This window comes from Rhodosalinus sp., assembly GCF_046542825.1.
GTDB lineage: Bacteria > Pseudomonadota > Alphaproteobacteria > Rhodobacterales > Rhodobacteraceae > Rhodosalinus.
In genome coordinates this window covers 1-25,291 of the sequence record NZ_JBKHAQ010000036.1, presented here as the reverse complement: position 1 = coordinate 25,291, position 25,291 = coordinate 1, and the positions used below count along the sequence as shown (strand labels likewise).

28 protein-coding genes and 1 tRNA gene are annotated in these 25,291 nt (G+C 69.4%); 23 read left to right on the top strand and 6 right to left on the bottom strand.

All coding sequences use genetic code 11. The annotated features are described in order from the left end of the window. The 7 genes from ACLFOB_RS06875 to ACLFOB_RS06845 form a co-directional block, all read left to right on the top strand. On the top strand, positions 1–1,167 hold a 1,167-nt coding region (locus ACLFOB_RS06875), incomplete at its 5' end, for a methylmalonyl-CoA mutase family protein (RefSeq protein ID WP_410925604.1). 198 nt (positions 1,168–1,365) lie between these two features. Beyond that, positions 1,366–1,989 (top strand): VOC family protein, encoded by a 624-nt coding sequence (locus tag ACLFOB_RS06870; RefSeq protein WP_410925603.1) that lies wholly within the window; start codon positions 1,366–1,368, stop codon positions 1,987–1,989. Then, positions 1,986–2,255, top strand: coding sequence for a GNAT family N-acetyltransferase (locus ACLFOB_RS06865; protein ID WP_410925602.1), 270 nt, complete (start codon positions 1,986–1,988; stop codon positions 2,253–2,255). The genes ACLFOB_RS06870 and ACLFOB_RS06865 overlap by 4 nt, the downstream gene beginning before the upstream one ends. A 74-nt stretch (positions 2,256–2,329) precedes the next feature. Beyond that, positions 2,330–2,452, top strand: a complete 123-nt coding sequence (locus ACLFOB_RS06860; protein WP_410925601.1) for a GNAT family N-acetyltransferase — start codon at positions 2,330–2,332, stop codon at positions 2,450–2,452. A gap of 10 nt (positions 2,453–2,462) precedes the next feature. Then, the gene (locus ACLFOB_RS06855; RefSeq protein WP_410915911.1) at positions 2,463–3,143 is read left to right on the top strand and encodes a TerB family tellurite resistance protein; all 681 of its coding nucleotides are present in this window, start codon (positions 2,463–2,465) and stop codon (positions 3,141–3,143) included. A 4-nt stretch (positions 3,144–3,147) separates the two neighbouring features. Beyond that, positions 3,148–4,158, top strand: coding sequence for an endonuclease/exonuclease/phosphatase family protein (locus ACLFOB_RS06850; protein WP_410925600.1), 1,011 nt, complete (start codon positions 3,148–3,150; stop codon positions 4,156–4,158). 31 nt (positions 4,159–4,189) lie between these two features. Continuing rightward, the gene (locus ACLFOB_RS06845; protein ID WP_410925599.1) at positions 4,190–4,588 is read left to right on the top strand and encodes a hypothetical protein; all 399 of its coding nucleotides are present in this window, start codon (positions 4,190–4,192) and stop codon (positions 4,586–4,588) included. A gap of 4 nt (positions 4,589–4,592) precedes the next feature. Here ACLFOB_RS06845 and ACLFOB_RS06840 read toward each other — a convergent pair whose 3' ends face one another. Continuing rightward, on the bottom strand, positions 4,593–5,021 hold the full coding sequence (locus ACLFOB_RS06840; RefSeq protein ID WP_410915914.1) for an Lrp/AsnC family transcriptional regulator: 429 nt from the start codon (positions 5,019–5,021) through the stop codon (positions 4,593–4,595). A gap of 143 nt (positions 5,022–5,164) precedes the next feature. On the opposite strand from ACLFOB_RS06840, the gene ACLFOB_RS06835 reads away from it, so the two are divergent. Together ACLFOB_RS06835 and ACLFOB_RS06830 are read left to right on the top strand one after the other, a co-directional pair. Then, positions 5,165–6,295: an alanine racemase gene (locus ACLFOB_RS06835; RefSeq protein WP_410925598.1), complete on the top strand. Its 1,131-nt coding sequence runs from the start codon at positions 5,165–5,167 to the stop codon at positions 6,293–6,295. Positions 6,296–6,361: 66 nt separating this feature from the next. Further along, entirely contained in the window at positions 6,362–8,656 is a 2,295-nt protein-coding gene (locus ACLFOB_RS06830; protein WP_410925597.1) for a xanthine dehydrogenase family protein molybdopterin-binding subunit, read from the top strand. A gap of 76 nt (positions 8,657–8,732) precedes the next feature. On the opposite strand, the gene ACLFOB_RS06825 is transcribed toward ACLFOB_RS06830, so the two are convergent. Further along, positions 8,733–9,218, bottom strand: a complete 486-nt coding sequence (locus ACLFOB_RS06825) for a MarR family winged helix-turn-helix transcriptional regulator (protein ID WP_410925596.1) — start codon at positions 9,216–9,218, stop codon at positions 8,733–8,735. A 255-nt stretch (positions 9,219–9,473) separates the two neighbouring features. Here ACLFOB_RS06825 and ectA point away from each other — a divergent pair, with 255 nt between their 5' ends. From ectA to ACLFOB_RS06780, 9 genes are all read left to right on the top strand, one after another. Continuing rightward, on the top strand, positions 9,474–10,016 hold the full coding sequence (gene ectA, locus ACLFOB_RS06820; RefSeq protein ID WP_410915918.1) for a diaminobutyrate acetyltransferase: 543 nt from the start codon (positions 9,474–9,476) through the stop codon (positions 10,014–10,016). A gap of 50 nt (positions 10,017–10,066) precedes the next feature. Beyond that, positions 10,067–11,365 carry a diaminobutyrate--2-oxoglutarate transaminase gene (gene ectB / locus ACLFOB_RS06815; RefSeq protein ID WP_410925595.1) on the top strand — a complete coding sequence of 433 codons (1,299 nt, stop codon included), beginning with the start codon at positions 10,067–10,069 and terminating at the stop codon, positions 11,363–11,365. 5 nt (positions 11,366–11,370) lie between these two features. Continuing rightward, complete coding sequence (locus tag ACLFOB_RS06810) at positions 11,371–11,775, top strand: ectoine synthase (protein ID WP_410915920.1); 405 nt, start codon at positions 11,371–11,373, stop codon at positions 11,773–11,775. 76 nt (positions 11,776–11,851) lie between these two features. Then, positions 11,852–13,321 (top strand): aspartate kinase, encoded by a 1,470-nt coding sequence (locus ACLFOB_RS06805; RefSeq protein WP_410925594.1) that lies wholly within the window; start codon positions 11,852–11,854, stop codon positions 13,319–13,321. 212 nt (positions 13,322–13,533) lie between these two features. Then, positions 13,534–14,007, top strand: a complete 474-nt coding sequence (locus ACLFOB_RS06800) for a CoA-binding protein (protein ID WP_410925593.1) — start codon at positions 13,534–13,536, stop codon at positions 14,005–14,007. A 67-nt stretch (positions 14,008–14,074) separates the two neighbouring features. Further along, entirely contained in the window at positions 14,075–14,560 is a 486-nt protein-coding gene (locus ACLFOB_RS06795) for a GNAT family N-acetyltransferase (protein WP_410925592.1), read from the top strand. A gap of 51 nt (positions 14,561–14,611) precedes the next feature. Beyond that, positions 14,612–15,364 (top strand): EcsC family protein, encoded by a 753-nt coding sequence (locus ACLFOB_RS06790; protein ID WP_410915924.1) that lies wholly within the window; start codon positions 14,612–14,614, stop codon positions 15,362–15,364. Continuing rightward, a complete protein-coding gene (locus tag ACLFOB_RS06785) occupies positions 15,357–15,944 on the top strand; it encodes a uracil-DNA glycosylase family protein (RefSeq protein ID WP_410925591.1) in 588 nt (195 codons plus the stop codon). Before ACLFOB_RS06790 ends, ACLFOB_RS06785 begins: the two co-directional genes overlap by 8 nt. A gap of 107 nt (positions 15,945–16,051) precedes the next feature. After that, positions 16,052–16,828, top strand: coding sequence for an SseB family protein (locus ACLFOB_RS06780; RefSeq protein WP_410925590.1), 777 nt, complete (start codon positions 16,052–16,054; stop codon positions 16,826–16,828). A 199-nt stretch (positions 16,829–17,027) separates the two neighbouring features. Here the strand turns inward: ACLFOB_RS06780 and ACLFOB_RS06775 are convergent, their stop codons facing one another. Then, complete coding sequence (locus ACLFOB_RS06775; protein ID WP_410925589.1) at positions 17,028–17,405, bottom strand: hypothetical protein; 378 nt, start codon at positions 17,403–17,405, stop codon at positions 17,028–17,030. A 256-nt stretch (positions 17,406–17,661) separates the two neighbouring features. Here ACLFOB_RS06775 and ACLFOB_RS06770 point away from each other — a divergent pair, with 256 nt between their 5' ends. The 4 genes from ACLFOB_RS06770 to ACLFOB_RS06755 are packed head-to-tail and all read left to right on the top strand — an operon-like array spanning position 17,662 to position 21,600. Then, on the top strand, positions 17,662–18,618 hold the full coding sequence (locus ACLFOB_RS06770) for a metal ABC transporter solute-binding protein, Zn/Mn family (protein WP_410925588.1): 957 nt from the start codon (positions 17,662–17,664) through the stop codon (positions 18,616–18,618). Between the two features lie 59 nt (positions 18,619–18,677). Then, positions 18,678–19,454, top strand: a complete 777-nt coding sequence (locus tag ACLFOB_RS06765) for a metal ABC transporter ATP-binding protein (protein WP_410925605.1) — start codon at positions 18,678–18,680, stop codon at positions 19,452–19,454. Then, the gene (locus ACLFOB_RS06760) at positions 19,454–20,668 is read left to right on the top strand and encodes a metal ABC transporter permease (RefSeq protein ID WP_410925587.1); all 1,215 of its coding nucleotides are present in this window, start codon (positions 19,454–19,456) and stop codon (positions 20,666–20,668) included. The genes ACLFOB_RS06765 and ACLFOB_RS06760 overlap by 1 nt, the downstream gene beginning before the upstream one ends. Continuing rightward, positions 20,668–21,600 carry a metal ABC transporter permease gene (locus tag ACLFOB_RS06755; RefSeq protein WP_410925586.1) on the top strand — a complete coding sequence of 311 codons (933 nt, stop codon included), beginning with the start codon at positions 20,668–20,670 and terminating at the stop codon, positions 21,598–21,600. The genes ACLFOB_RS06760 and ACLFOB_RS06755 overlap by 1 nt, the downstream gene beginning before the upstream one ends. A 141-nt stretch (positions 21,601–21,741) precedes the next feature. On the opposite strand, the gene purN is transcribed toward ACLFOB_RS06755, so the two are convergent. Then, the gene (gene purN, locus ACLFOB_RS06750) at positions 21,742–22,359 is read right to left on the bottom strand and encodes a phosphoribosylglycinamide formyltransferase (protein ID WP_410925585.1); all 618 of its coding nucleotides are present in this window, start codon (positions 22,357–22,359) and stop codon (positions 21,742–21,744) included. Then, positions 22,352–23,398, bottom strand: a complete 1,047-nt coding sequence (gene purM / locus ACLFOB_RS06745) for a phosphoribosylformylglycinamidine cyclo-ligase (RefSeq protein WP_410925584.1) — start codon at positions 23,396–23,398, stop codon at positions 22,352–22,354. Before purM ends, purN begins: the two co-directional genes overlap by 8 nt. A 106-nt stretch (positions 23,399–23,504) precedes the next feature. On the opposite strand from purM, the gene ACLFOB_RS06740 reads away from it, so the two are divergent. Continuing rightward, a tRNA-Ile gene (locus tag ACLFOB_RS06740) sits at positions 23,505–23,581 on the top strand. 77 nt (positions 23,582–23,658) lie between these two features. On the opposite strand, the gene ACLFOB_RS06735 is transcribed toward ACLFOB_RS06740, so the two are convergent. After that, entirely contained in the window at positions 23,659–24,759 is a 1,101-nt protein-coding gene (locus tag ACLFOB_RS06735) for a tyrosine-type recombinase/integrase (protein ID WP_410925583.1), read from the bottom strand. Between the last annotated feature and the right edge of the window lie 532 nt (positions 24,760–25,291).

Sequence of the window (25,291 nt, the reverse complement as noted above, 5' to 3'; positions counted from 1 at the left end):
GAACAGGATCCCTACAACAACGTCGTGCGCACCGCCTACGAGGCGATGAGCGCGGTGCTGGGCGGCACGCAGAGCCTGCACACCAACGCGCTCGACGAGGCGATGGCGCTGCCCACCGACTTTTCCGCCCGCATCGCGCGCAACACGCAGCTCATCCTGCAGGAAGAAACCGGCGTGACCAACGTCGTCGATCCGCTGGCGGGCTCCTACTACGTCGAGAAGCTGACCGCGGAGCTCGCCGAGAAGGCGTGGGAGCTCATCCTTGAGATCGACGAGATGGGCGGCATGACCAGGGCCGTCGAATCGGGGATGCCCAAGCTGCGCATCGAGGAGACCGCAGCCACCCGGCAGGCGATGATCGACCGCGGCGACGAGGTGATCGTGGGCGTGAACAAGTATCGCCTGCCGCAGGAGGAAGAGCTCGACATCCTGTCGATCGACAACGCGAAGGTCCGCGCGAGCCAGATCGCGCGGCTGGAGCAGCTGCGCGCGGCGCGCGACCAGGGCGCCTGCGACGCGGCGCTGGCCGCGGTCGAGCGCGCGGCGCGCGAGGGCGGCAACCTGCTGGAGGCGGCGGTGGAGGCGGCGCGGGCGCGCGCCACGGTGGGAGAGATCAGCATGGCGATGGAAAAGGTGTTCGGCCGCCACCGGGCGGAGGTCAAGACGCTGGCCGGCGTCTACGGCAAGGCCTACGAGGGCGACGAGGGCTTCGCCGCGATCCAGAAGGCGGTCGAGGCTTTCGCAGAGGAGGAAGGGCGCCGCCCCCGGATGCTGGTTGTGAAGATGGGCCAGGACGGCCACGACCGCGGCGCCAAGGTGATCGCCACGGCTTTTGCCGACATCGGCTTCGACGTGGACGTGGGGCCGCTTTTCCAGACGCCGGAAGAGGCGGCGCAGGACGCCATCGACAACGACGTGCATGTGGTGGGCATTTCGTCCCAGGCGGCGGGGCACCGCACGCTTGCGCCGCAGCTTGTCGAGGCGCTGCGCGCCAGGGGTGCGGGCGACATCCTGGTGATCTGCGGCGGCGTGATCCCGCAGCAGGACTATGGCTTCCTGAAGGACGCTGGGGTCAAGGCGATCTTCGGACCCGGCACGAACATCCCCGAGGCGGCGCGGAACATCCTGGAGCTGATCCGCGGGGCGAAGGGGACGCAAGCCGCCTGAGGGGGCGCTGCCCCCTGCCTGGCCTGCGGCCAGTTCACCCCCGGGGTATTTCCGGCAAGAGGAAGGATCGGGGCACGCGGTGCGCGAGGATCGGGCGCGGGGCATCGAGGGACGCAAGGGGCGGGCTGTCTGCCCCCCTCGGCGGCTTTTGCCGCCTCACCCCCCGGGGTATTTCCGGCAAGAGGAAGGAGGGGGTCCATGCGGGCACTGGAGATGGAGATCGACCACCTCGCGGTGGCTGGCGGGACACTGGAGTCGGCGGCGGCGCATGTCGAGGCGGCGCTGGGCGTGGGCCTCTCGCCGGGCGGGCGGCACGCGCGCTTCGGGACATGGAACCGGCTGCTGTCATTGGGGCCTGCGGAATATCTCGAGGCGATCGCGGTGGACCCGGCGGCCCCGGCCCCCGGCGTGCCCCGCTGGTTCGGGCTGGACGGCTTTGCGGGCGGGCCGCGGCTGCAGGCCTGGATCGCGCGGGTCGCCGACCTGGACGCGGCGATCGAGGCCCTGCCCGAGGCGGGGCGCGCGGTGGCGCTGGACCGCGGCGACCTGCGCTGGCGGATGGCGGTGCCCGAGGCGGGCGCGCTGCCCTGGAACGGCGTCTTTCCGGCGCTGATCGAATGGCAGGGTCCGGCGCATCCGGCGTCGCGGCTGCCCGAGGCGGGCTGCCGGCTGGCGGCGCTGGAGGTGCGGCATCCGGAGGCGGCGCGGTTGGCCGCGCGACTCGCGCCGCATCTTTCGGACCCGCGGGTGCGGTTCGTGGAAGGTGCGGCGGGGCTCCTCGCAGAGATCGCGACGCCGGCCGGGGTATGGCGGCTGGCATGATCCGGCAGGCCGCGCCGGAGGATGCGGCCGACATCGCCGCGATCTGGAACCCGGTGATCCGGGAGACGGCGATCACCTTCACCACAGAGCAGGAGACCAATGGCAGCCTTGCGGCCGACATCACCGCGCGCAGGCGGCTGTTTCTCGTGGCGGGGGAGGCCGGCGCCGTCACCGGCTTCGCCACCGTGTTCCGGTTCCGCGCCGGACCGGGCTGCGCGCGCAGCTTGCGCCGCTGGCGCGCGGGCAGGGCACCGGGCGCGCCCTGATGGCGGCGCTCGCGCAAGCGGCGGCGGAACAGGGGGCGGCGAGCCTCTAGGCCGGGATCAGCTCGGCCAATCCCGTGGGTGCCGCGTTCCACGCCGCCATCGGCTACGCCCGTGTTGCGGTTCTGCCGCAGGTCGGCTGGAAACTCGGCCGCTGGCACGACCTGATCCTGATGTGCAAGCGGCTTTCGCCGCGCTAGGATTTCTCCCATGTCGATCTGGACCCGCATCGCGGACGCGCTTTCGGCTTTGCGTCAGGGCGAAAGCCTGGCGGACGTCTTCGACCGGCTGCGCGCGCCGCCCGAACGCACGGTCGCCTTCACCATCGCGGTGATCGCGCTGGGCGCGAAGATGGCCAAGGCCGACGGCCGCGTCACCCGCGACGAGGTGGCGGCCTTCCGCGAGGTGTTCCAGATTGCGCCTGGGGAAGAGGCGAACGCGGCCCGCGTCTTCGACCTCGCGCGACAGGACGTGGCGGGCTACGAGGATTACGCGCGGCGCATCCGGGGCATGTTCGGCGAAGGCAGCCCCACGCTCTGCGACCTGATGGAGGGGCTGTTTCACATCGCGATGGCGGACGGGGCCTATCACCCCAAGGAGGACCGCTTCCTTGCCCGGGTGGCCGAGATCTTCGATCTGCCCGAGCGGCAGTTCCGCGCGCTGCGCGGGCGCTTCGTGCCCGAGGCGCGCGATCCCCATACCGTGCTGGGCGTGACGCCGGACACGCCATTGGACGAGATCCGCCGCGCCTGGCGGCAGCAGGTGCGCGAGACGCATCCCGACGTGATGCTGGCCCGCGGCGTGCCGGAGGAGGCGATCCGCCTGGCCGAGCGGCGGCTCGTGGACATCAACCGCGCCTGGGAAGAGATCAGCGCGGCGCGCGGGGGCTAGGGCCTTGCGCCTTGCCGCCTGGAACGTGGCCTGGTTCGACGCACTCTTCGACGACGCGGGCGGGCTTCTGGCGGACGACGGGCCGGGCGGCTTCGCGGGCGCCCGCCGCGGGGCGCAGGCCGCTGCCGTGGCGGAGGTGCTGGCCGCGCTCGATGCCGATGCGCTGGTGGTGATCGAGGCGCCCGATGCGCGGCCGGGGCGTGCGGGTCTGCGCGCGCTGGAACGCTTCGCCGCAGCGGCGGGCATCCGGGCGCGCAAGGCGCTTGTGGGCTTCGTCAACGGGACGCAGCAGGAGATCGCGCTGCTTTACGATCCTGTCCGGCTGACGGCGCGGCACGATCCGCAGGCGAGCGAGGAGGCGCCGCGCTTCGACGGACGCTTTCGGATCGACCTCGATATCGACGGGCGGGCGGACACGGTGCAGTTCTCCAAGCCGCCGCTCGAGGTGGCGGTGACGCCCGCGGCGGGGCGGCCGTTCCGGCTGATCGGCGTGCATCTGAAGTCGAAGGCGCCGCGCGGGGCGAGGGGGAGCGACGCGATGAAGCGCGTGGCGCTCGCCGCGCGGCGCAAGCAGCTGGCGCAGGCAGTCTGGCTGCGGCGCAGGATCGACGCTGTGCTGGCGGCTGGCGAAGAGCTGGTCGTCGCGGGCGACCTGAACGACGGACCGGGCCTTGACGAACTGGAGGCGCTCTTCGGCCGCTCCTCGGTCGAGATCGTGATGGGAGGGGATGGGCAGGTGCCGCTTTTCGACCCGCACGCGCACGAGGCGTTGACCCGCCGGATCGGGGCGCAGCGCAACACCGCGCGCTTCTGGGTCGAGCCCGAGGGGCGCTGGCTGTCGGCGCTGCTGGACTACATCATGGTCTCGCCCGGGCTGATGGCGGCGCGGCCCGCGTGGCGCATCTGGCATCCCTTCGAGGACCCCGCCTGCTGGGGCGATCCGGCGCTGCGCGCGGCGCTGGTGGCGGCCTCGGATCATTATCCCGTGACGCTCGACCTTGACCCTGGGGGTTAACGGGTGGCGGGATCGGCAGTATGGTGCACGCATGTCGATCCGTGCCGCAACGCTTGCCCTCGCTCTCGCCGCAGCGCCACTTGGGGCGCAGGAAATGACGCCCGAAACGGGGCCGGAGGAGCCGCGGGAGGAGGAGGGCCCGAACCTGATGGAAGAGGGCGCGCGCCTCTTCTTCCGCGGGCTCATGTCCGAACTCGACCCGGCGCTGCGCGAACTGGAAGGGATGGCGCGCGAGCTGGAGCCCGAGCTGCGCGACTTCGCGCGCGAGATGGGGCCGGCACTGACCGACATGCTGGAGCGCGTCGAGGACTGGAACGACTATCACCCGCCCGAGATGCTGCCCAACGGCGACATCATCCTGCGCCGCAAGCAGCCGCTGGAGGAGCCGGCGCCCGACGCGGAGGAGCCTTCCGGCCCCGTGGACCTCTGACGCCTCAGCGGCGGCGGTCCAGCTTCGTGGACAGGTGAATCAGGCTTTCCGACCCCTTCACGCCGCGGGTCTCGCCGATCCGGTCCAGCGCGGTGTCCAGCGCCTCGGTCGTCTTGGCCGTCAGTGTGGCGATCAGGTCGACGCGCCCGGTCGTGGTGTGCACCGTCTCGACCTCGGGCATGGCCCTGAGCCGCGCCAGCACGGCGGGGCCGGCCCGCGGCTCGATCGAGACGAGCACCGTGGCGCGCAGTGCGGGGGCGACCGCCGGACCGGGGCGCAGGGTGTAACCGGCAATGGCACCGGTCTTTTCCAGTCGTTCGATCCGGGCCTGCACGGTGGAGCGCGCAAGCCCCAGCCGCCGCGCGAGCGTGGCCGCCGGCTGGCGAGCATTTTCCGCCAGCAGGGCGAGCAGGGCCTGATCGGTTTCGTCCATTCGTCGGCTCTTGTCGTCGATCCGCCGGAAGTTTGCGGGAAAACGCCGGAAGTGACAACGGAAACCGGCAGCATGCTGCGACAACCTATCCCGCAGGAAGCCCGTTCAAGGGCCATGGCAGGCAAGCAGGCAGGGAGTTCGCGATGAGCAGCATGACCCATATCACCCCCGAGATCGCCGATCTGGTGCGCGGCGCGCCGGAACGGCCCGTCCTGATCTTCGACGCGGAGCGGCTGGCGCGGCGCGCTGCGCGGTTTCAGGAAGGGTTCCCGGGCCTTGTCACCTACGCGGTCAAGGCCAACCCGCTGCCCGAGGTGCTGCGCGTGCTGGCGCGCGCGGGCATCCGCACCTTCGACGTGGCCTCGCCCGCCGAGATGCAGGCGGTGCGCGATGCCGTTCCCGGCGCAGTGCTGCATTATCACAACCCCATCCGCTCGCCGGCCGAGGTTGCAGCGGGCAAGGCGCAGGGCGCGCTGTCCTGGTCGGTGGACGACCTGCCCGGCCTCGACCGGCTGATGCCGCTGAAGCCCGGCACGGAGATCGCGGTGCGCCTGCGGCTGCCGGTGAAGGGCGGCGCCTACGATTTCGGCGTGAAGTTCGGCGCGGACCCGGAGGCGGCCGAGGCACTGCTGCGCGAGATCGCGGCGCGCGGGCTCACGCCCTCGCTTACCTTCCATCCGGGCACGCAGTGCCGCGACCCCGAGGCCTGGGCCGCCTACATCCGCGCGGCGGCGCGGGTCGCAGCCGCCGCGGGCGTGCGGCTGCATCGCCTCAACGTGGGCGGCGGCTTTCCCCACTGGGGCAGTGCGGACGAGGCCGATCTGGACGCGATCTTCGACCGGATCGGCAGCACCACGCGCGCGGCCTTCGCAGAGGCGCAGCCCGCGCTCGTGTGCGAGCCGGGGCGCGCGATGGTGGCCGGCGCCTTCGCCGTGCTGGCCCGCGTCAAGGCGCTGCGCGGGGATGGCGCCGCGGTGCTCAATGACGGGATCTACGGGGCGCTGGCAGAGTGGCGCGACGTGCCGCGCGCCGCCGACGTGGTCGTGATGGCACCCGACGGCACCGCGCGCGCCGGCGCGCCGGTCGCGCGCATCGTCTATGGCCCCACCTGCGACAGCATCGACCGGCTGCCGCAGCCGCTGGACCTGCCGGGCGACATGGCGGAGGGCGACGCGGTGCTCTTCCCCGGCATGGGCGCCTATTCTGCCGCGCTTGCCACCCGTTTCAACGGTTACGGCGATCTCTCCCTCGCGGAGGCGCGCACGCGAGCCTGAGGGCTGGACAGCCGCACGCGTCGGCGTAGGTTGCGCCCCGTCACCAACAGGCGAGGGAACGGCGCGATGGAGAAGTTCGGGCGAAGCCAGCCGGTCACGCGGGTCGAGGATCGGCGGTTCCTGACCGGCCACGGCCGCTACGTCGACGACATCGCGCCCGAGGGTGCGCTTCACGCCTTCGTCTTCCGCTCGCCAGTGGCGCATGCGACGATCCAAACGCTTGACGTGGAAGAGGCGCGCGCGGCCGATGGCGTGGCCGCCGTGCTCACCTGCGCCGATCTCGAGGCTGCGGGCCTGAACGTGCTGATGGGGGCGACGCGGGTGAACAACCGCGACGGCAGCAAGGGCGCGAAGACCGACCGCCCTCTGCTGGCGCGCGACCGCGTGCGCTTCGTGGGCGAGCCGGTGGCTGTCGTCGTGGCCGAAACGCGGCAACAGGCCAAGGATGCCGCCGAGCTGATCGAGTTCGACTACGAAGAGCTGCCCGTGAAGCTGGACCTCGGCCCGGGCGGCGAAACCCTGCACGACAGCGCGCCGGACAACCGCGGCTTCGACTGGGGTCTGGGCGACGAGGCGGCGACGCAGGCCGCCTTCGACGGTGCCGCGCATGTCGTCGCGCTGGAGATCCACGACAACCGCGTCATCACCAATTCGCTGGAGCCGCGCGGGTGCTTCGCGGAATGGGACGGGGACCGCCTGCACGTCGCGATCAACGGGCAGGGCGTCTGGGGACAGAAGGCCGCGCTCGTCCGGACGCTGGGCCTGCCCGAGGACGCGGTGCGCGTGACGAACCCGGACGTTGGCGGCGGCTTCGGGATGAAAGGCGCGCCCTATCCCGAATATGCCGTCGTCGCGCAGGCCGCCCGCGCGCTGGGCCGGCCGGTGCGCTGGATGTCCGAGCGGACGGAGGCGATGCTGTCGGATCACGGGGCGCGGGATCTCGTCTCGCTGGCGGAGCTTGCCTTCGACGAAGATCACCGCATCCTGGCCTACCGGGTGCACAACCGTTCGAACCTCGGGGCCTACAACTCGAACTTCGGGCAGATCATGCAGAGCACGCTGTTCTCGAAGGTCTTCACCGGGGTCTACGACATCCCCGTGGCCTGGCTGCGGTCCGAGGGGTTCTATACCAACACCACGCAGGTGGACGCCTACCGCGGCGCCGGCCGGCCCGAGGCGATCTATGTGATCGAGCGCATGATGGACCGTGCCGCGCGCGAACTGGGCACCGATCCCTGGGAACTCAGGCGCCGGAACTTCATCCCGCCGGAGAAATTCCCCTACACGACCGTCGCGGGCGAGACCTATGACGTGGGCGATTTCGGCCGCCTGCTGGCGCGGGTCGAGCGCGAGGCGGACCGCGCGGGCTTTGCCGCGCGGCGCGCGGAAAGCGAGGCGGCGGGCAAGCTGCGCGGCATCGGCCTGTGCTATTACATCGAGAGCATCCTGGGCGATCCGTCGGAAAGCGCGCGGGTGGAGTTCAACGCGGACGGCACCGCCTCGATCTTCGTGGGCACCCAGTCGAACGGGCAGGGGCACGAGACCGTCTATGCGCAGTTCCTGTCCGATCAGACCGGCATCCCGGCCGGGAAGATCAACGTGGTGCAGGGCGACTCGGACCTCATCAGGACGGGTGGCGGCACGGGCGGCTCCCGCTCGGTGACGGTGCAGAACACCGCGACGCTCGCCACCGTGGCGAGGATGGTGGAGGCCTTCCGGCCCTACCTTGCCGGAAAGATGGGCGTCGCGGAAGACGCGGTGACCTTCGACGACGAGACCTTCCGCGCGCCGGGTTCGAACCTGACGCCGACGATGCTGGAAGCGGCGGCGATGGCGCGCGCCGACGGCCGCGAGGACCTGCTGGTGCACGAGGCGCGCACCACCCTGCCGGGCCGCTCCTATCCCAACGGCGCCCATGTGGCCGAGGTGGAGGTGGACCCCGACACAGGGGCGGTGCGCGTGCTGCGCTACACGGTGGTGGACGATTTCGGCAATCTCATCAATCCGCTGCTGGCGGAAGGCCAGGTGCACGGGGGCATTGCCCAGGGGATCGGGCAGGCGCTGATCGAGCACACGGTCTTCGACGAGGAGGGCCAGCTGCTGACCGCGAGTTTCATGGATTACGCGATGCCGCGGGCGGAGGATCTGCCGATGTACGGGTTTTCGTCCGAGCCGGTGCCGTCCACGGCGAACGTGATGGGCATGAAGGGCTGCGGCGAGGCGGGAACGGTGGGCGCGCTCGCCGCCGTGGCGAACGCGGTGCAGGACGCGATGTGGGCGCGGGGGGTGCGACAGGCCGACATGCCCTTCACCCCGCACCGGGTCTGGCGGATGCTGCACGGGGCGCAAGCGGCAGAGTAGGCGCCGGGCAAGCGCCTTGGAAGGCGCTTGAAGGCCCTTGCAAGGGCCTTCCGCGCGCCCGGTCGGAGCGGTGCGGTCAGTGGGCCTGCGGTCCGCGCTTGATCTCGCCGTGGTCGAGAACGGGTGCCGCGTCGAGATCTGCGGCGTTCAGCATCGAGGCCACGCGCTCAAGTGCTGCCACGATCATCGCCTGCTCCCAGTCCTCGAGCGACTCGAAGGCGCGGACATATTGCTGTTGCAGAGCGTCGGGTGCCCGATTGACAGCGTCGCGGCCGGCTTCGGTGAGCACCACGTTGGTCTGCCGCCGGTCGCGGCTGGAGCGCTCGCGCCGGAGCATCCTCTTGGCCTCGAGCCGGTCGAGCAGGGTGGAGATGGTGGCCTGGCTCACGCCCATCTGGGCGGAGATCTCCTTCGGCGTCACGCCGTCGCGCATCGCCACGACCTGCAGGACGCGAATCTGCACCGGGGTCAGCCCGGCCGTGCGGGCGAGTTCCCGCCCGTAGAGTTCCGTCGCGCGCAGGATGCGCCTGAGCGCGATGAGGCTTTGATCCGTCCTGTCCAAGTCAGGCCCCGTTATCGCATCGAACGTCAGGCCCATTGGCGCCTCTTTCACTGATCTGCAAGTCGTAGTTCGTTAGCCTATCTAACAAAAAATCCCCAGAAAACAAGCGACGATAACTGTTTCATAAGGGTTGCGTATGTCTAAGTAATTGACATATATCAAAAATACTGTCAACACGGCGAAAATCCTTAGTCTAGTTGACCTATCTGATCGCGTGCGTATATTATCTGCTCAAGTCGCAGGGAGGGCAGTTGAGTGTCGAACGTTCGCCAGATCGGAGCAAAGCAGGGCGGCCACGCCCGCATCCGCTTTCGCAAGCCGGAGCCGCAGGACGGTGCCGAAGTCTGGGAGCTGATCGCCTCCAGCGCGCCGCTCGACGAGAACTCGATGTACTGCAACCTGTTGCAGTGCGACCATTTTCGCGACACCTGCGTCGTCGCCGAGCGCGAGGGCAAGGTTGTCGGCTGGATATCGGGCTACATCCTGCCCTACGCGCCCGACACCTTCTTCGTCTGGCAGGTCGCGGTTTCGGAGGCTGCGCGCGGCGAGGGGCTGGCAAAACGCATGCTGGCCCACCTGCTTGAGCGTCACGAGTGCAAGAAGGTCAGCCGCCTGCAGACGACCATCACGCGCGACAATGGGGCGAGTTGGGGGCTGTTCAAGAGCTTTGCCCGTTCGCGCCACGCCCAGTTCGACGCCCAGGCGCACTTCACGCGGGACACGCATTTCCGCGGGTATCACGCGACCGAGTTCATGGTCACCATCAAGCTGCCGGAAGCCGGAAGGCGCGCTGCATGATCGCGCGGTTTTCGCCCGCCAGGTTCACCCAGACACGAACGGAACACGTCATGAAAGACACCCAGATGACCGACCAATCGGCCGGCACGGCCGTTTTCGAGCGACGCGAATCGGTGGTCCGCAGCTATTGCCGCGGCTTTCCCGCCGTCTTCACCCGCGCGAAGGGCTCGACCCTCACCGACGACGCGGGCCGCGACTACATCGACTTCCTGTCGGGCTGCTCGTCGCTGAACTACGGGCACAACGACCCCGACATGAAGGCGGCGCTGATCGCCCACCTCACGGATGACGGCATCGCGCACGGGCTCGACATGTATTCGACCGAGAAGGCCGCCTTTCTCGAGACCTTCGAGCGGCTGATCCTCAGCCCGCGCGGCTGGGATCACCGGATCATGATGACCGGCCCCACCGGCACCAACGCCGTCGAGGCGGCGATCAAGCTCGCCCGCAAGGTGACGGGGCGCCGCAACGTCGTGGCCTTCACCAACGGCTTCCACGGCATGACGCTTGGCGCCCTGTCGCTCACCGGCAACGCCGGCAAGCGCGGCGGCGCGGGCGTGCCGCTGGATCACGTCACCCACATGCCCTACGACGGCGCGCTGGGCGCGGAGACCGACACGCTGAAGATCGTCGAGGCGATGATCGAGAACGGCTCGTCCGGTGTGGACATGCCCGCGGCCTTCGTGGTCGAGCCCGTGCAGGGCGAGGGCGGGCTCAACGCGGCCTCCGAAGCCTGGCTCAAGGGGCTCTCGGACCTTGCGAAGAAGCACGGCATCCTCCTGATCGTGGACGACATCCAGGCCGGCATCGGCCGCGCGGGCGGCTTCTTCTCCATCGACGGGATGGGGGTCGAGCCGGACATGGTGACGATGGCGAAATCGCTGTCGGGCTTCGGCCTGCCCTTCGCGCTGGTGCTGGTAAAGCCCGAGCACGACATCTGGAAGCCAGCCGAGCACAACGGCACCTTTCGCGGCAATACCCATGCCTTCGTCACCGCGCGCGTGGCGCTCGAGAAGTTCTGGAGCGACGACGCCTTCCTGAACGAGGTGACGGAGAAGGGCGCGCACCTGGAGGCGCGGCTCGACAAGATGCGCCGCCTGGTGCCGGGCGCCCGGCTGAAGGGCCGCGGCATGATGCGCGGCATCGACGTGGGCTGTGGCGAACTGGCCGGGGCGATCTGCGCCCGCTGCTTCGAGCAGGGCCTGATCATCGAGACATCGGGCGCCGAGGACGAGGTGGTGAAGGTGCTGGCGCCGCTCACCACGCCGATGGCGCAATTCGATCGCGGACTCGATATCCTCGAATCGGCGGTCCGCGAAAAGACCGCGCGCCCCATGGCAGCGGAGTGACAGCGATGATCGTGAGGGATTTCGAGCAACTGAAGAACACCGACCGGACGGTGAGCGACGCCAACTGGACCAGCGTGCGCATGCTGCTGGCCGACGACGGGATGGGATTTTCGTTCCACATCACCTTCCTGGACGCCGGCAGTGAGCACACCTTCCACTACAAGCATCACTTCGAGAGCGTCTACTGCATGTCGGGCACCGGCTCGATCACCGATCTGGCCACCGGCGAGACGCACGAGATCAGGCCGGGCGTGATGTATGCGCTCGACAAGAACGACAAGCACACGGTGCGCGCGGACCCTGACGGCGATCTGGTGATGGCCTGCGTCTTCAACCCGCCGGTGACCGGCAAGGAGGTCCACCGCGAGGACGGCTCCTATGCCCCGGTCGACGAGACGGCCAGCGCCTGAGCGCCGTGGCCCGGCACCGAACACCAATCAGATCGCAGCGCCGCCTCTCCGGCGCTGCGGGGAAAGGCAATACGCCATGAGTGACAGTCGTACCCATACCGTCGAGAAGATCGGCGGCACCTCCATGAGCCGGTCGCGCGACCTGCTCGATTCGCTCTTTCTGAATGGCGGCAAGGATCCCTACGGACGGGTTTTCGTGGTCTCGGCCTATGGCGGGATCACCAACCTGCTGCTGGAGCACAAGAAATCCGGCGAGCCGGGGGTCTATGCCCTGTTCTCCAACGCCGAGAACGATCACGGCTGGTCCGACGCGCTGAACCGCGTGGCGGACGCCATGAGACAGGCGCACCGCGAGGTGCTGGACCATAACGCCGACATCCAGGAGGCGGACGACTTCGTGCGCGATCGGCTCGAAGGCGCGCGCTCCTGCCTGATCGACCTGCAGCGGCTGTGTTCCTACGGGCACTTCCGGCTGAGCGAGCACATGGGCCTGATCCGGGAGCTGCTGTCTGGCCTGGGCGAGTCGCACTCGGCCCAGGTCACCACGCTGCTGCTGCGCCGGCATGGCGTCGATGCGCGCTGCGTGGACCTGTCGGGCTGGCGCGACGACGCCGAGGTCAGCCTCGACGAACGCATCGACCGCGGCTTCGCCGACATCGACCTGTCGAGCGAGCTGCCCATCGTGACCGGCTATGCGCAATGCGCCGAAGGGCTGATGAACCGCTACGACCGCGGCTATTCCGAGGTGACCTTCGCCAATATCGCCGCGCGCACCGGCGCGTCCGAGGCGATCATCCACAAGGAGTTCCACCTGTCGTCGGCCGACCCGAAGCTGGTGGGCATGGACAACGTGCGCAAGCTGGGCCGCACCAACTATGACGTGGCGGACCAGCTGTCGAACATGGGGATGGAGGCGATCCACCCCTCGGCGGCCAAGACGCTGCGCCAGGCGGGCATCCCGCTGCGCGTCACCAACGCCTTCGAGCCGGAGGACCCCGGCACGCTGATCGACGAATGCCCGGCAGAGACCCCGGCGGTCGAGATCGTCACCGGGCTCGACGTCTTCGCGCTGCAGGTCTACGAACCCGACATGGTCGGCGTGAAGGGATACGACGCGACCATCCTGGAGTCGCTCACGCGGCACGGGCTGCGCATCGTCGCCAAGACGTCCAACGCGAACACGATCACGCACTATGTGGACGCCTCGATGAAGTCGGTGCGGCGGGTCGAGCGCGATCTCGCCCAGGCCTATGCCAGCGCCGACATCACCACCCGCAGCCTTGCCGTGGTCTCGGCCATCGGGCGTGACATCTCGGGGCTTGGCGCGCTCTCGCGCGGGCTCGAGGCACTCGCCGCCGAGGGGATCGAACCTGTGGCGGTGGCGCAGGGGCCGCGCAACGTGGACATCCAGTTCGTGCTGCCGCGCGAGGTCACGGACCTTGCCATCCGTGCGCTCCATAGCGCGCTGGTGGAGGACGCAGGCACCGCGCCCGCTGCGCGAAAGGACGAAAAGCCAGCCGCTGCACAGCCGCAACTGGCTGCCTGAGGGTCGGGCGGGCTCGGGCCCGTCGGCCCCGCGCAATTCACAACTCGGTGACTGCGCCTTAAACGACGCAAAGCGCGACCCATATGACACATAGGCAGCGGATCGGAACCCGCTGTCCTATTCACTGTCCCTCGTTCCGACACTGGCGTCCGGGTCCCCCGGGCGCCTTTTTTGCATTTCTCGCGCCGGCGACGACTGATATAGCCCGCAGCATGTCCGAAGCCTATTCCGATGCAGAACTGCGCCGCATCCTGACGCAAACGCGCAACATTGCCATTGTGGGCGTGTCGCTCAACCCGGTCCGGCCCAGCTCCTATGTGGCGCGCTACCTCGCGTTGAAGGGGTTCCGGGTGATCCCGGTCAATCCGGGCCACGCCGGCAAGGTGCTGAATGGCGAGACGGTCCGCGCCAGCCTGTCGGAGATCGACGGGCCGGTGGACATGGTGGACATCTTCCGCCGCCCCGAGGCGGTGCCGCCCATCGTGGACGAGGCGCTGGAGGCCTTTCCGGACCTGCGGACCATATGGATGCAGATCGGCGTGGAGCATGCCGAGGCGGCGGCGACGGCCCGCGCCCGCGGCGTGACGGTCATCATGAATCGCTGCCCCAAGATCGAGTATCAGCGGCTTTTCGGCGAGTTGCGCATGGGCGGTTTCAACACCGGCGTCATCAGCTCGAAGCTCTGAGGCCCTTTGCCCCGCCGGGGCGGCGTGTTACGGGCGGCGCCGCTTCGACAGGGGCAGGGGCGGACGGGTGGATCGGCTGGCGCGCGAGACGGCAGAGGACTGGTGGGAGGTCGAGGCGCTTTACGACCTCGCCTTTGCGCCGGGGCGCGAGGCGCTGTCGTCCTATCGTCTGCGCGACGGTGTTCCGCCGGTGCCCGAGCTTTGCCTGACCGCGCGTGACCAGCAGGGCATCCTGGGCGGCGCGATCCGCTACTGGCCGGTTCTGGTGAGCGGCGCGCGGGCCCTGCTGCTGGGTCCGGTCGCCGTGCATCCCACCCGGCAGGGCGAAGGGGTGGGCGCCGCGCTGATCCGCGAAAGCCTGGCCGAGGCCGGGCGGCTGGGCTGGGCGCGGGTGCTGCTGGTGGGCGATGCGCCCTACTACGGGCGCTTCGGCTTTCGCAGGCTCGAGGACGTCGAGATGCCACCGCCCACCAACCCCGAACGTGTGCTGGGGCTGGCGCTGCGGCCGGGCGCATGGGACGGTGTGAGCGGTGCGGTGAAGCCCGCGGCTTGAAACAGGCCCGCGCGCGCCCGATGTAAAGCCAGTGAACATCGAGGCACCTGGATGACCGGAAGCGATCTTCTGCCCGCGCGGCTCTCGGACGAACTGGACGTGCTCGCCGCGCGGCTTGTCGCGGCCGAGGGCACCTCGATCCGCCTGCTGAATTACATCGGCGGCCGGGCGGAAAACATGCTGGAGCATCTCCCCGACTGGGCCAAGGACGAACTGGAGCGCGCGACCGAGCGCGCGCTGGGCTATGCCGTGGAGGCGGCGCAGGTGTCGCGCGGCCGGCTGCGGGATCAACCCGCCTGGGTCAACACCGGCTTCACCACCGTGCTGGGCGCGGCCGGCGGGTCCGGGGGCTTGCCCACGGCGCTGGCCGAACTGCCGGTCACGACCACGGTGCTTTTCCGCGCGATCCTGGGCATCGCCGCGGCGCACGGCTTCGATCCCGGAAAGCCCGAGGTGCGGCGCGAGGGTCTGACCGTGTTCTCGGCCGCCGGACCGCTGGAATACGACGACGGCGCCAACACGGGCTTTCTTGCCACGCGCGTCACGCTGAGCGGTTCCACGGTGCGCAGCGTGATCGCCCGCGTTGCGCCGCGCCTGTCGATCGTGCTGGGCCAGAAGCTGGCCGCGCAGACCGTGCCGGTGCTTGGCGCCGCGGCCGGCGCGGCAACGAACTATGCCTATACGCGCTACTATCAGCAAATGGCACATGTGCATTTCGGCCTCGCGCGACTGGCGCGCGAGGGCGGCCATGACACCGCCGTGCTGACCGAGGCGCTGCGCGCGCGGCTGCCCCGCCGTGTCTGAACGCCTCGTCGCGGAAATCCGCGCCTGCCGGCTCTGCGCCGACCGCTTCGCCGGCACCGCGACGGGCCATGCGCCCAATCCGGTCGTCTGGTTCCGCCCCGGCGCGCGCATCCTGATCGCGAGCCAGGCGCCGGGGATGCGCGTGCACCGCGCAGAGCGGCCGTTCTGGGACCTGTCGGGGCGCCGCCTGCGCGAGTGGCTCGATATGGGCGAAGAGGTGTTCTACGACCGCGCGCGCGTGGCGGTGCTGCCCACGGCCTTCTGTTTCCCCGGATACGACGCGAAGGGTTCCGACCTGCCGCCGCCGCCGGTCTGCTGGCGGACCTGGCACGCCCGTGCGCTGCAGGAAATCGGGCCGGTGCGCCTGCGCGTGCTGGTGGGCGGCGCGGCGCAGAAGCGGCACCTGGGCACGAAGGCGGGCGTGACCGAGACCGTGCGGAACTGGCGCGAGCACGCGCCGGACACCTTCGTGCTGCCGCACCCGTCCTGGCGCAACAATGGCTGGTTGCGGAAGAACCCCTGGTTCGAGGCGGAGCTGCTGCCGGAGCTGCGCAGGGCGGTGCGGGCGGCGCTGGCCTGAGGGGCCGGCTCGGTCGCGCCCTTTTCGGGCGCTCCTCGCGACGGCCTCGCGCCAAAGCCGGCGGCGCGGCCCTTGCCCGCAGGCCGCCACCCGGCTACCTGCGCCCCATGGACACCCCCCTGGACCGCGCTCACGCCGCGATGGAGGCCGCACCCGAGGACGAGGCGCGCCGCCGCGCCTTCTACGACCGCCTCGCGCTGTCGGAACTCCACGTGCTGCTGGACGAGGAGCCCGCCGGCGACAGTCTCTCGCCAAGGGTCTTTCCGCTTGCGGAGGGGCCCGTGGTGCTGGCCTTCGACCTGGAAGAGCGACTTGCGGCCTTCGCGGGTGGCCCTGCGCCCTATGCGGCACTGTCGGGCCGGGCGCTGGCGCGGATGCTGGCGCAGGAGGGGCTGGGCCTAGGGCTCAATCTCGACAGCCCCTCCGCGATCCTCCTGCCGGCCGGGACGATGACCTGGCTCGCCGCGCAGGCGGCCGAGCCGCCGCGCGCGATGACCGAGCGGCCGGTGGCGCTGCACCCGCCCGGGGCGCTGCCTGAGGGGCTGCTGGCCGCGCTCGACGCGCGGCTGTCGGCCGCAGGCGGCCGCGCACGCGCCGCCTGGCTGGCGGAAGCGGAATACGCGGACGGGTCGCGCGCGGCGCTGCTGGCCTTCACCGGCACCGCGCCCGGCGCCGAGGGCGCGCTGGCGCAGGCGGCGGGCGAGGCGCTGACCTTTTCGGGGCTGGAAGCCGGGTGGCTCGACGTGGCCTTCCTGCCGGAGGACGAGCGCCTTGCCGACCGGCTTGGCGCTGTCGCGCTGCGCATCGACCTGCCGCAGGCCGCGGCAGCCGCCCCCCCGGCCGCGCCGGGCGCCGATCCCGACCGCCCGCCGCGCCTGCGCTGACGGCCCGACCGCGGAGGGACCGTTTCGTTCGGCCGCACCGCTCCGCTCGCGCCATGGGCGCGGTTCGCTCACGCGGGATCCCGGGCGGCCATTGCAGACGTTCGGACCGGGGAGAGCGTGTCCCGGCCTTCGCCGCCTGTCGCTTGCTCGCCCCGCACGACGCGCTGCGCACGGTGGCAAGGCGCCCGCGATCCTCGCCTCAATCGGCGCCGCGGACGCGGATCGCGGCCGCTTCCCTGGGTTTCAGCAGCCGCTGCACGAAGAGGATCGCCGCCGCAGCGCCCAGCCCGGTCAGATCGGTGGCGAGGCTGCCCTCGATCATCATCAGCGCGGCGGCGACCAGCCCCACCCGCAGGAACCACACCGCCCTGGCCCCGATGAACCAGCCCTGCACGCCCGCGGACAGCAGGAACGCGCCGAAGACGGCGGTGGCGCAGGCGCGGGCCACCTCCAGCCAGTCGGCCTGCATCAGCAGCGCGGCGTTGTAGAAGAACATGAATGGCACGATGAAGGCCGCGATGCCGCCATGACGCCGGAGGATTCCGATCCTGCGCTTCGCCCGCCAGCGTACCGCCATAGTGCTTTCCGCTGCCCCCACGCTGGCCTCCGGGAGCGGGAGTCAGGTGCCCGAGACTGGCGGGTGTGGCTGCTGCATCGCCTTGAGGGAGCACCTCGAAGCGCAGGGTTTCCAGCCCGAAGGCACTTCGCTCCAGCAGGCAGAGAGGGCCGTATCAATTGAGAATAAGTCGCAAAATCATTGACACTGCGACTGCCTCGCACTAACGTCCCATTGGATGGCCCGCGAAGGGGCGAGTGCTGACGGGAGTTTGCATATGAGCGTGACCAAGCGGTTTTTCGTGGCTGCCATTGCCGTCATCGGCCTCATCCTGCCCGCGGGTCTGGCGGCTGCGCAGGAACGACTCGACGTGGTGGCCACGACCGGAATGATTGCGGACGCGGCCAGGAATGTGGGTGGCGATCTGGTCGAGGTGCGCGCCCTGATGGGGCCGGGCGTCGATCCGCATGCCTACCGGCAGACCCGCTCGGACATCGTGGCCATGGCGAACGCCGATCTCGTGCTCTGGAACGGCCTCTATCTCGAGGCGCAGCTCGAGGAGTTCCTTCTCGATCTCGGTCAGGACAAGCCCGTCGTGGCCGTCGCCGAGGACGTGCCCGAGAACCTGCTGATCGGTTCGGAGGACTACGAGGGCCGCTACGATCCCCACCTCTGGATGAACCCGAACCTCTGGGCGCGCGTGGTCGTCAACGTGCGCGACTCGCTGATCGAGGTGCATCCCGAGGGGGAAGAGAGCTTCACCGCCAACGCGGAGGCCTATCTGGAGACCCTGCGCGAGCTTGCGCGCTACACCACCGATGTCCTGTCCTCCGTTCCCGCCGAAAGCCGCATCCTGCTGACCTCGCACGATGCCTTCAACTATTTCGGGAACGCCTACGGCTTCGAGGTGGTTGGCATCCAGGGAATCTCGACCGAATCAGAAGCCGGGCTCAAGCGCATCCGCGAACTGGTCGACATGCTGATCGCGCGCGACATCCGCGCAGTCTTCGTCGAGACCTCGGTCAGCGACCGCAACATCCGCGCGCTGGTCGAGGGCGCGCAGGCCCGCGGTCACGAGGTCGTCATCGGCGGCGAACTCTACTCCGACGCCATGGGCGAGTCCGGCACTTACGAGGGCACCTACGTCGGAATGATCGATTCCAACGCGACCACGATTGCCCGTGCGCTCGGCGGCGAGGCGCCAGCCGCCGGCATGCAGGGCCTGCTGAACTGAAGGACGCTGAAATGGCACGCCACGAAGTCCCCACGATCGCCGCGGAAGACGGGCGGGCCATGCGGCCTGCCGCCCTTCCCGCCGACGCGCCCCTCGCCGTGCGGGGGCTGACCGTCTCCTACGGGGAGAAGCCGGCGGTGTTCTCCGTGGACGCCACCTTTCCGGCGAGTGCGCTGTCGGCGATCATCGGCCCGAACGGCGCGGGCAAATCCACTTTCCTGAAGGCAGCGCTGGGAGTCATCCCGCGCCTGTCCGGCGAGGTCCGTGTCTTCGGCCAGTCGATCGAGGCCGCCCGCGAACGGATCGCCTATGTGCCGCAGCGCGCCAGCGTCGACTGGGATTTCCCCACGACCGTGATGGACGTGGTCCAGATGGGGCTCTACCGCAAGGTCGGGCTTCTGGGCCGTCTGTCCGGCCGGATGACGGCCCGCGCGCAGGACTGTCTCGACCGCGTCGGCATGGCAGGTTTCGCGCATCGCCAGATCGGGCAGCTTTCGGGCGGTCAGCAGCAGCGGGTCTTCCTGGCGCGGGCGCTGGTGCAGGACGCGGATCTCTACCTTCTGGACGAACCCTTCGCGGGCGTGGACGCCGCGACCGAACGGGCGATCGTCGACGTGCTCAAGCTGCTCAAGGCAGAGGGAAAGGCGGTCGTGGCCGTGCACCACGATCTTTCCACGGTGCGCGCCTACTTCGACCATGTGTTCCTGATCAACGTGCGGCGCATCGCGGAAGGCCCGGTTGCGAGCACCTTCACGACCGAGAACCTGCAGGCGACCTATGGCGGCCGGCTTGCGGCCACCCATCTTGACGAACTGTCGGTGGCAGGCGGCGGGTGATGAACCCGTTCCTCGATGCCCTCTTCCTCCAGGCTGGCTACAACGCCGCCCTCGTGGCGATCGGCGCCGCCCTTCTGGGCTTCGCGGCGGGATCGTCGGGCACCTTCCTGTTCATCAGGAAGCGGGCGCTGGTCTCGGACGCCGTGGCCCATGCGACCCTGCCGGGCGTGGCGCTGGCCTTCATCGTCATGGTCTCGCTCGGGGGGGACGGCCGGAACCTGATCGGCCTGCTCGCGGGCTCTGCGCTGACGGCCTATCTCGGGCTTCTGGTCATCGAGTGGATCCCGCGCCGGACACGGCTGTCCGAGGATGCCGCCATCGGCGCGGTGCTGGGCGTCTTCTTCGGGATGGGCATCGTGCTTCTGACCATCGTGCAGACGATGAGCGCGGGCCGTCAGGCGGGGCTCGAGAGTTTCCTTCTCGGCACGACGGCCGGCATGCTGCTGCAGGATGCCGTGATCATCGCCATCGGCGGGTCGCTCGCGGTTTTCGCATCCTGGCTGATGCGGCGCCCCATGACGCTGGTGGCCTTCGACAGCGACTATGCCGCCGCGTTGGGCTACGATGTCCGCAGGCTCGACCTCCTGATGATGGGTCTTGTCCTTGCCGTGACGGTTGTCGGGCTGAAGCTGGTGGGCCTGATCCTGATCGTGGCCATGCTGATCATGCCTGCCGTGACGGCGCGCTTCTGGACCGATCGGTCGGACCGCATGATCTGGATCGCGGGCGCCGTCGGGGGCGTATCGGGCTATCTTGGCGCGGCGCTCTCGGCCGCGGCCCCGGCGCTGCCCACCGGCCCGATCATCGTTCTTGTCGCGGCGGCGGTCTTTGTCGTCTCGCTTTTCCTCGCACCGGTCCGGGGCGTGCTTGCCGCCGTCCTTCGCCACCGCCGCTTTCAGGCGCGGGTGCACCGCCGGCAGGGCCTTCTGGCACTGGCCGCGCAGCACCCGATCCGCGAGACCTATACGCTGCGCCTGCTGGCGCGCGACGGGCTCGTGCGCCCCGACGGCGTCCCCACAGACGCCGGCCGCGCCCAGGCCGCCAAGGTCGCCCGCGACGAACGCCGCTGGCAGATCGCGCGCGAGATCCACCAGGATGCGGGCCTGACAGGGCGCTACGACGGGCTGACCCCCATCGAGGAGGTCTTCACCGCCGACGAGATCGCCGAATTCGACCGGCGCCTTGGTCCGCCCTTCGCCGTCGGAGGAGCCTGATGGGCGCCGAGTTCGTGCAGTTTTCCCTCACGCCGATCCTGATCGGTGTCTTCGCGGCCATCGCCTGTGCGCTGCCCGGGAATTTCCTGATCCTGCGTCGCCAGGCGCTGATCGGCGACGCGATCAGCCATGTCGTGCTGCCCGGCATCGTCGTGGCCTTCATCCTGACCGGTGTCGTCGCCGCGATCCCGATGCTGCTGGGCGCCGCCGCTGCGGCAATCGTCGCGGTGGTCCTGATCGAGGCGGTCAAGCGGCTTGGCAACATCGAGCCCGGCGCCGCCATGGGCGTCGTCTTTACCACGATGTTCGCGGCGGGCGTCCTGTTGCTGGAGCAGAGCGATACGAGCCAGGTCCATCTCGATGTCGAACACGCGCTCATGGGCAATCTGGAGTCCCTTGTCTGGTTGCGGGCCGAGGGCTGGCACTCGCTTCTCGATCCCGCTGCGCTCGCCACGATGCCGGAGGAGTTGCCGCGCATCGCCACTGCCTGCGCGGCGGTGATCGTGCTGACGCTGGTGTTCTGGCGCTGGCTCAAGATCGCGACCTTCGACGAGGGCTTCGCCCGGGCGGTCGGCATCCCCGCCGCCGGCCTGGGATTCGGTCTGGTGGTCACCGCCGCGGTCGCTGCCGTCGCGGCCTTCGACGCCGTGGGGTCGATCATCGTGATCGCCATGTTCGTCTGCCCGCCCGCTGCGGCCCGCCTGATGACCGACCGGCTGGCGCGTCAGGTCTGGTGGTCGGTCGTCTTCGCCACGCTCTCCGCCGTCCTCGGATACGTCTTCGCGGGCTACGGGCCGCTCTGGTTCGGTGGCCAGCACGCCCTCAGCGCCGCCGGCATGATCGCTGTCGTCTCGGGCGTGATCCTGGGGCTGGCCTGTCTCTACGGCCCGCACCGGAGCCGGGTGGGCGCGGGCAGGGAAGAGGCTGCCTGACCCGCGGCGAGGCGCGGCCTGCAACGACGCGGCAAGCGTCTTTCGGAACACGGGGTGTCTGGAGGGTGGCCGGCCAATGCCGGCGGCCTTGGGTCCTGGATCTTGGCGGCCACGGGCCGGACCCCGCCCCTTGCGACCATGTCAGCCGCCGCCGGATTGACCGGCATCGATCGTCACCGCCCGCCGGTCTCCCGCTGCCACCCGGCGCAGCACCTCGGGGTAGAGCCTGTGTTCCTGCTCCAGCACGCGCCGGGCCAGGCTCTCTGGCGTGTCGCCGGGCAGGACGGGCACCCGCGCCTGCCCGAGAACTGGGCCGGCATCCAGATCGGGTGTCACCTCATGCACCGAGCACCCCGCCTCGGCATCCCCGGCCGCAAGCGCGCGGGCGTGGGTGTCGAGCCCGCGATACTTCGGCAGGAGCGACGGGTGGATGTTCAGCATCCGCCCCTGCCAGCGGGCGACGAACGGGGCCGTCAGCACGCGCATGAAACCGGCAAGGCAGATCAGGTCGGCCCGCGCGGACGCAAGCCTATCGTGCAAGGCGGCCTCGAAGGCCGCGCGGTCGGGATAGGCGCGATGGTCCACCACGGCTGTCGGCACGCCCAGCGCCCGGGCCCGGGCGAGCCCGCCGGCGTCCGGCACGTTGGAGAGCACCAGCACGGGCCGCGCGGGATGGTCCCCCGTCATGCTTTCGACCAGCCGCACCATGTTGGACCCCGACCCCGAGATCAGGATCGCGACCCGGACGGGCTCAGCCAAGCCGGCCGTCATAGGCGACCCCCTGCCCGGTCTCCACGCGGCCGATCACGGCGACGCGTTCGCCCCCGGTCGCAAGGAGCGCGGCCAGCGCCTCTGCCCGGTCGGGCGCCACGACGGCCACCATGCCGATGCCGCAGTTGAAGCTTTTGAGCATTTCGTCCTCGGCCACGCCGCCCGCGGCCCGCAGCCAGCCGAAGACCGGGGGCAGCGCCCAGGCGCCAAGGTCGATGCGCGCGCCAAGCCCTTCGGGCAGGACGCGCGGCAGGTTCTCTGTCAACCCGCCGCCGGTGACATGCGCGAGCGCCCGCAGCCCGCCCGCGCGCAGCGCCGCCAGCACCGGCCCGACATAGAGACGGGTGGGCACCAGCAGCGCCTCGCCCAGCGTCCCCTCTGCGAAAGGGGCGCGATCGCCCCAGCCGAGCCCTTCGGCCTCGGCAATCTTGCGCACCAGCGAGAAGCCGTTGGAATGCACCCCGTCGGACATCAGCCCCAGCAGCACGTCGCCCTCAGCCACATCGGCAGGAAGCGCGCCGCCGCGCTCCATCGCGCCGACCGCGAAGCCCGCAAGGTCGAAGTCGCCCGGGGCATACATGCCCGGCATCTCCGCGGTCTCTCCGCCGATCAGTGCGGCGCCGGAGCGCGCGCAGCCCTCCGCGATCCCCTCGACGACCTGCGCGGCCGCCTCGGGCGCGAGCTTTCCGGTGGCGAAGTAGTCGAGGAAGAAAAGCGGCTCGGCCCCCTGACAGACAAGGTCGTTCACGCACATCGCGACGAGGTCGATGCCGATGGTCGACAGATGCCCGGTGTCGATCGCGATGCGCAGCTTGGTGCCCACGCCATCGGTCGCGGCCACCAGGATCGGGTCGCGGTAGCCTGCCGCCTGCAGGTCGAACAGCGCACCGAACCCGCCCAGCGCACCCATGACCCCGGGGCGCGCGGTGCGTTTCGCGGCGGGGCCGATCCGCGCGACCAGATCGTTGCCCGCCGCGATGTCCACCCCCGCGTCGGAATAGGTCAGCCCCTTGCGCGTCTCGCTCATCGGTCAGGTCTCCGCAGCGCCTCGCCACGCGGCCTAGACCATCGCCGACCCGCAGGCAACGGCGCAGGCTTGACGCCTCTGGGGGCACGGCGTAGCAGGCGGGCGGGGGCCTGTAGCTCAATTGGTTAGAGCAGAGCGCTCATAACGCTTTGGTTGGGGGTTCGAGTCCCTCCGGGCCTACCATTGCACTCTAAACTGTTGTTTTTAATGATTAATTTGCTGGTTGTGTCCCGCGACGTCAGGGCCGTGGGACACCAAGCTCAGTCGAAGTTTATGTCGCGCAGCTTCGAGATCGCTTCTGCGGCGAGCAGTCGGCGATCTGTGTCGCGCGTGTAGACCTCGCTCGTCGCGGCCTCCAGGTGCGCCATGGCGCTCATGAGCTCATACTGGGACCCGCCCGCCTCGGCGATGAGCTTCGCCGCGCCTTTCCTGACACCGTGCTGCGTTCGCTTTTCCAGGCCTGCCGAGCTGGTCCATTTCTGGATGCGATTTCGGAGCGCCTCTGCCGATTGGAAGGGTTTCCCGGTCTTCGTCTGTATGAAAGTCGCTCCCGGTTCGTGCCGACTGAGCTCATCTTCGAGCTGCGGAAGTATCGGGACAGAAACAAGCGCAGATCCCTTTTTTGCTGGCTGCCACGCTATGAAACGGGCCTCCTCGAATGTTTGAATGTGACTGGGCCCGAGACGATAAGTGTCGCCAATCCGGGCCATCGTATTGACCGCGAGCCAGAACCACAGGCGCGCTGCTGTACCGGGTGGGTGAGTGTCAAGGAATAACTTTGCGTCACCTTTCGACCACGGAGTCGCGCCCCCTCTGTTTTTGTGTTGTTTGCTGATACTGAACACCGGGCTTTTGTCTGGGAAGCCACGATCCTGCCCCCAACGATACGCTGCACGAAGGGCCTTGATCGCATTGTCCGCGGCGCCCGTATGCTCCCCGAAGCTGTCCATGACCGCAATGAAGGCTTCTCTCGGCAAATCGGCGGACAGCGAACCGATGCGCCGCCCGAGCGGGTCCTTGACATCAGACGCGCGCCTCAAGAGCGATCGGTGACCTTTCAGGGTTCCAGGCGACGCAACGCCGGCGGCAACTTTCGCTTCGAGTGCGGCAAGATACCGCTCGATGAGGTGATCCAGGCGATGAGCTTCCGGTGTCGTCGCCGGCTCGTCCGGCGCGTCCGGTTGCAGCCCTGCGCGTGCCTTCCAGTACGCCTCCTCGAAGCCTCGCCCGCCCGGCCCCACAGGTAAGGTTATGCGTTTCCGTTTGTCTCCTTCGACTCTGACGCGGAAGCGCGCAGATCCGGCAGCAGTGGTCTCGCGAAGCAAGCCGGGCCAGTCTGGTTTTCTCACTTTTCGCCCCATTTAGGTGGCCCTTTGCGCTTTGTCTCGGGTTTGGCTTGGTGCTCGACGACTTCGACTTCAAGTGAGCCGTCTGGCCCGACTGCAACTTTTCCAGGCGTTAGCCCCGCAGCTATGATCGCTTCCATGACATTCTGGATTCGAGATTTGGAAGGTGTTGAAGCTGGCATGTTTTCCTCGGCCTCTGTGACCAGAGGGAGGGCGGTTCGTCTGGAATCCGCCAGAAAAAATCGTGATAAATGTTTCATTTTTGAAACAAAGCGTGAGAACGCACCCCTGCCCCGCTGTCAAAACGCCCGCATGGCGGATCAGGCCGCCCTGTGCGCCCGGGCCGCGTCAGGCGGCCCGAGCGCTGATTTCAAACGGCGCGACAAAACGCCGCCAGGTCGTGGAGCCGCGCGATGTTCCAGCGGAGCGCAGCGTCGAGATCCGGTCGATGCGGGAGACCGGTCGGCGCAACGACGTCGTCGCGCCCTTGGGGTAAGCGAGCCGCAGGGCCCATGGATTTTGCTCCTTCAGCCATTACGCCGGTTGC

What these genes read in the sequence shown, in the direction of transcription:
- ACLFOB_RS06805 (WP_410925594.1), top strand. Translation starts at nt 11,852, where the DNA reads ATGAGTGACAGTCGTACCCATACCGTCGAGAAGATCGGCGGCACCTCC.
- ACLFOB_RS06800 (WP_410925593.1), top strand. Translation starts at nt 13,534, where the DNA reads ATGTCCGAAGCCTATTCCGATGCAGAACTGCGCCGCATCCTGACGCAA.
- ACLFOB_RS06840 (WP_410915914.1), bottom strand. Translation starts at nt 5,021, where the DNA reads ATGGACGAAACCGATCAGGCCCTGCTCGCCCTGCTGGCGGAAAATGCT.
- ACLFOB_RS06760 (WP_410925587.1), top strand. Translation starts at nt 19,454, where the DNA reads ATGAACCCGTTCCTCGATGCCCTCTTCCTCCAGGCTGGCTACAACGCC.
- ectB (WP_410925595.1), top strand. Translation starts at nt 10,067, where the DNA reads ATGAAAGACACCCAGATGACCGACCAATCGGCCGGCACGGCCGTTTTC.
- ACLFOB_RS06830 (WP_410925597.1), top strand. Translation starts at nt 6,362, where the DNA reads ATGGAGAAGTTCGGGCGAAGCCAGCCGGTCACGCGGGTCGAGGATCGG.
- ACLFOB_RS06810 (WP_410915920.1), top strand. Translation starts at nt 11,371, where the DNA reads ATGATCGTGAGGGATTTCGAGCAACTGAAGAACACCGACCGGACGGTG.
- ACLFOB_RS06770 (WP_410925588.1), top strand. Translation starts at nt 17,662, where the DNA reads ATGAGCGTGACCAAGCGGTTTTTCGTGGCTGCCATTGCCGTCATCGGC.
- ACLFOB_RS06775 (WP_410925589.1), bottom strand. Translation starts at nt 17,405, where the DNA reads ATGGCGGTACGCTGGCGGGCGAAGCGCAGGATCGGAATCCTCCGGCGT.
- purM (WP_410925584.1), bottom strand. Translation starts at nt 23,398, where the DNA reads ATGAGCGAGACGCGCAAGGGGCTGACCTATTCCGACGCGGGGGTGGAC.
- ACLFOB_RS06790 (WP_410915924.1), top strand. Translation starts at nt 14,612, where the DNA reads ATGACCGGAAGCGATCTTCTGCCCGCGCGGCTCTCGGACGAACTGGAC.
- ACLFOB_RS06855 (WP_410915911.1), top strand. Translation starts at nt 2,463, where the DNA reads ATGTCGATCTGGACCCGCATCGCGGACGCGCTTTCGGCTTTGCGTCAG.
- ACLFOB_RS06780 (WP_410925590.1), top strand. Translation starts at nt 16,052, where the DNA reads ATGGACACCCCCCTGGACCGCGCTCACGCCGCGATGGAGGCCGCACCC.
- ACLFOB_RS06735 (WP_410925583.1), bottom strand. Translation starts at nt 24,759, where the DNA reads ATGGGGCGAAAAGTGAGAAAACCAGACTGGCCCGGCTTGCTTCGCGAG.
- ACLFOB_RS06765 (WP_410925605.1), top strand. Translation starts at nt 18,678, where the DNA reads ATGCGGCCTGCCGCCCTTCCCGCCGACGCGCCCCTCGCCGTGCGGGGG.
- ACLFOB_RS06755 (WP_410925586.1), top strand. Translation starts at nt 20,668, where the DNA reads ATGGGCGCCGAGTTCGTGCAGTTTTCCCTCACGCCGATCCTGATCGGT.
- ACLFOB_RS06845 (WP_410925599.1), top strand. Translation starts at nt 4,190, where the DNA reads ATGTCGATCCGTGCCGCAACGCTTGCCCTCGCTCTCGCCGCAGCGCCA.
- ACLFOB_RS06865 (WP_410925602.1), top strand. Translation starts at nt 1,986, where the DNA reads ATGATCCGGCAGGCCGCGCCGGAGGATGCGGCCGACATCGCCGCGATC.
- ACLFOB_RS06870 (WP_410925603.1), top strand. Translation starts at nt 1,366, where the DNA reads ATGCGGGCACTGGAGATGGAGATCGACCACCTCGCGGTGGCTGGCGGG.
- ACLFOB_RS06835 (WP_410925598.1), top strand. Translation starts at nt 5,165, where the DNA reads ATGAGCAGCATGACCCATATCACCCCCGAGATCGCCGATCTGGTGCGC.